This window comes from Mesorhizobium sp. M2A.F.Ca.ET.037.01.1.1, from assembly GCF_003998075.1.
Lineage (GTDB): Bacteria > Pseudomonadota > Alphaproteobacteria > Rhizobiales > Rhizobiaceae > Mesorhizobium.
Map to the genome: position 1 here is coordinate 1 of NZ_RZSA01000682.1, position 3761 is coordinate 3761.

Consider the following 3761-nt stretch of genomic DNA (forward strand, 5'->3'; position numbering starts at 1 on the left):
AGAGACCAGGCAGGTGAAGACAAAGAGAAACGCCGAAAGGATCAGCGACCCGAATGTCAGCCCGACGCCTGCCAACCCAAGGGCCGAGAAGAAATAGAGCGGGTTGCGCGTATACGCATAGGGGCCGGTCGTGACGAGCTCACGGTTCTTGCGTCCGCCGACATACAGGGACGCCCAGCAGCGACCACCGATGCAGACGAGGATCAGCACGGTACCTGCAAATTCCAGCATTTCGCGAAAGGTACTGCCTTGCGGCCAGCCACTTTCCGCAAGCAGGGCCGGCGCCAGGACGACGGGAGCAGCCAGCCAAAGGAAACGAATCCTTCTGCCCTGTTGAAAAACCGCCGCGGCAAGCGGCATCGGTGACTTCTTCTGCATTTGCGTCATCGCCTCAATCATTGCGCACCGCGGCTCCCTTGTCGGTCCAGGCCGGCGGCAGCCCCATCCGATCGCCGACGAAGCCGACCAGTCCGGGCGGTCTGCCGAATGCCTTGCAGGCAGGGTATTTCGGCTCCCTGCCGACCATGGCGCGCATCTCCGCCCTGGTTGGCAGCGACGGCAGCGTGCCGAAGGGCGTCTTGGCGGTGACCAGGAGCTTGCTGAAATCGTGGCCGAACTTCGCCGCCAGATCGTAGGCGTCGCCCTCGCGGGCGACCCGGCCCGAATCCAGCAGGGCGTTCGCGCCGCGTCCCCAGATCATGGCCGCCGCCTGCTTGCCGTTGACGTCAACCGCTTCAGCTTCAAGCGACAGGTTGCCCAATCCGATCGGCAGGCGCGGAACCGGAATGTGCATTTCGGGCAGCGCGACGGAAACCGCGGTGGACGCGACTTTCGAAACACCGACCGCCAGCGCATTCGTCGGCGTCGCATGCGTTACCATGACGTGGACCGTCAGGTCGGCCGGCTCGGTCAGGGCGACCACTTGAAAGCGCTGGCTGAGGCCTGAGCAGAGGGTCCTGTCGACGGCATTCGTGATCAGGCCGCGCTGCGCCGGCGTCAATGTCGATTTTCCGGCGGCGGGCGGTGAAAAGCCCGTCGGAATGATCCGAACGGTTCTTGCCGCGAGCACGTCGTCCTTGCTCACCCGCATCAGCGAGCGGGCCAACCAACCGTCCGACGGCTTCAGCTCGTCATAGGATTGCAGCGAGCCTACCTGATCCAGCGGCGCGGACGCGCAGCCGACCGCGAGCATGCTCAAGACCAGCACAAACGGCCAGATTATGCGGTGGTCGGCGCGGCATGCCTGCCGATCGGCCAGGCCGCGACCGATGTGAGCCTCGCGACGGGAACGCAAGCAAGCTGCCATGGATGCCTCTGCATGGATGGGCCCGGCGGGGCGTGTTGGGGAGCGTCAATAATTGCACTCAGTGCAATAAATTGATGGCGCCATTATGGCGAGGTGTGAAGACGGGACTTGAACATGCGCCAAATTTCCTGTCGCATCCGGGGAGCGGTCATGGCAGGAGCGCTCCATGAACGATGCGCCAAAACCAGAAGGCCTGCGCGAGCGGAAGCGACGGGAAACATCCCGCCGCATCGCCGACGCCGGCCTGAAGGCTTTCCTGGCCAATGGCTATGACGCGACCACGCTTGACGAGATAGCTGCCGCCGCCGGCATCTCGCGCCGGACGTTCTTCCACTATTTCAAAAGCAAGGACGAGGTGCTGTTTGCATCCCTGGGCAACCACGCGAGCGTGGTCAAAGCATCGATCCTTGCGGAGCCACCCACGGGAACGGCGATCGACATCGCCCGCGATGCATTGCTCAATATCATCGGCAGCTTCCAGGGGTCGCAAATGATGGCGACGGCCAAGATCATGCGGGAGAGCAAGACGCTGCGCTCGCGCAGGCACACGGGCTACCTGCAGCTTGAGCAAGCCATTTTCGAAGGGTTGTGCGAGTTGCGGCCGGACCAGGCCCGCGACAGTCTGCGACTGGTCGCCTTGGTGACGGTCGTCGCGTTGCGCCTAGCGGTGGAGACATGGCAGCAGCAACACGCCAGGCATCCGCTGGAAGGATATGTCCGGGATGCCTTTGAAAGGCTGAAAACCGAGATTCGATAAGTCCAGCCGCTCGAGGGACCGCAAAAGAACACAAGCGGTGTTGACTCATTGTACCGATCGGCGATTGCGGATGCGGCTTGAGCAAGCGGCCAGGATGTGGCGTTCCTACAGAGGTTCGAAGCGGAAGCCTGTTTCGTCTCGCGAAATCCTGCCGACGCCCGGTGAATCGAGATGCGCTCCGGCAACGCACCAGGCATTGTCGGCGGCAAGCGCCAAAATGCGCAACCGGGTTGCCCGCGCCTGGTCATGGTCGGCGTCGAACTCCCATGCGACCTCCGGGCGCTCGAACTGAAGCGACGGCACATGCACGAGGTCGCCCCAGACCAGCAATGTTTCACCGCCGCGCGTGACACGAAAGCCGGTGTGACCGATTTCATGGCCGGGAGCGGCGACGGCCTCGATATTCGCGCTCAGCTGCTGTCCAGGGTCCAAAGGTTCCGCTCGCTCATGGAAGCGGCTCAACCTCGCTACCGACCGGAACATGTCGAGCTCTGCTCGAGGGACAAGTAGGCGGGAGAACCGCGGGAAACCGTCGCGACCATCGGCAAGGACAAGCCCGTGGATATGGTCGAGATGCGTGTGGGTGAACGCAACCGTTCGTATCCGGTCGACGGCGATCCTCGCCTCGCTCAGCGCCTGCGGAAGAAAGCCCATCGTGGGGTGCCAGGCGTTCGAGGAGCCCGTGTCGATCAGCGTAATTTCGCGGCCGTCGTCGACGGCAAAGGCATTGACCGACAATCTGAGCGCGCCGTCGAAGAGCGGCACCTGCGGGGGGAGATCGTTGCCGAAGGGCTCGCCTCCCGGCTTATGCAGCCGCCGGACCGGCATGTCGACATAACCGTCGCGCAACGAGGTGACGGTCAAGTCGCCGATTTTATAGGCCGTGTGATGCGGTCCGGCTGAAATTCGTTCCAATGCCTGCTCCCGGCTCATTTGCAAATCCGGATCGAAGTTGTGGCTAGATCATCTCCAAGCCGCGCTTGCGCGTTGGCGGCGGGAAGGCGCGGTCGAGTTCAGCGAAATCCTTGGGCGTCAGCTTGATGTCGAGCGCGGCGGCGTTCTGGCGGACATGCTCCTGGCGGCCGGCCTTGGGGATGGCGATGACGCCCGGCCGCGCCATCACCCAGGCGAGCGCGATCTGCGCCGCGGTGGCGTTGTGGCGCGAAGCTACGGCTTCGAGCCGAGCATTCCGGGCGAGCGCACCCTGCTCCACCGGCGAATAGGCCATCAGCGGGATGCCTCGCTCCGCACACCATGGCGCCAGATCGAATTCGGGGCCGCGCCGCGACAGGTTATAGAGCACCTGATTGGTCTGGACATTGCCGCCGGACGGCAGACCGACAAGGTCTTCCATCTCCTCGGTGTCGAAATTGCTGACGCCCCAGTGGCGGATCTTGCCTTCCCTCTTCAAGGTTTCGAAGGCCTCGACGGTTTCGGATAGCGGCACGCTGCCTGGCCAATGCAGCAGATAGAGATCGATCCGGTCGGTGGAAAGCCGCTTCAGGCTGTTCTCGCAGGCTCGCTTCACGCCGGCGCGCGACGCATTGGTCGGCAGCACCTTGGAAACCAGAAAAGTCTCGTCGCGGCGCCCGGCGATCGCCTCCGCCACCACCTCCTCGGCGCCACCGCTGGCATACATTTCAGCGGTATCGATCAGTGGGATACCGAGGTCCAGCCCGAGCTTCAGCGCCGTCACCT

Annotated in this window: 5 protein-coding genes; 1 reads left to right on the plus strand and 4 read right to left on the minus strand. The window is 63.5% G+C overall.

Annotated elements, in window-relative coordinates; translation table 11 throughout:
- Window positions 1–399, minus strand: a 399-nt coding sequence (locus EOA27_RS26870) for a methyltransferase (RefSeq protein WP_281059479.1), incomplete at its 3' end; no start/stop codon positions are given.
- Window positions 392–1294 (minus strand): DUF3313 domain-containing protein, encoded by a 903-nt coding sequence (locus EOA27_RS26875; RefSeq protein WP_245491167.1) that lies wholly within the window; start codon window positions 1292–1294, stop codon window positions 392–394. The genes EOA27_RS26870 and EOA27_RS26875, both read right to left, overlap by 8 nt.
- A 178-nt stretch (window positions 1295–1472) precedes the next feature.
- On the opposite strand from EOA27_RS26875, the gene EOA27_RS26880 reads away from it, so the two are divergent.
- Entirely contained in the window at window positions 1473–2063 is a 591-nt protein-coding gene (locus EOA27_RS26880; RefSeq protein ID WP_127249405.1) for a TetR/AcrR family transcriptional regulator, read from the plus strand.
- A 105-nt stretch (window positions 2064–2168) separates the two neighbouring features.
- Here EOA27_RS26880 and EOA27_RS26885 read toward each other — a convergent pair whose 3' ends face one another.
- Together EOA27_RS26885 and EOA27_RS26890 are read right to left on the minus strand one after the other, a co-directional pair.
- Entirely contained in the window at window positions 2169–2978 is an 810-nt protein-coding gene (locus EOA27_RS26885) for an MBL fold metallo-hydrolase (RefSeq protein ID WP_127257682.1), read from the minus strand.
- Window positions 2979–3021: 43 nt separating this feature from the next.
- Window positions 3022–3761: aldo/keto reductase (locus tag EOA27_RS26890; RefSeq protein WP_145970552.1), on the minus strand; the 740-nt coding region annotated here is incomplete at its 5' end.

Excerpts from the sequence above, each read along its gene's own strand:
- EOA27_RS26880 (WP_127249405.1), top strand. The coding sequence starts at position 1,473 with ATGAACGATGCGCCAAAACCAGAAGGCCTGCGCGAGCGGAAGCGACGG.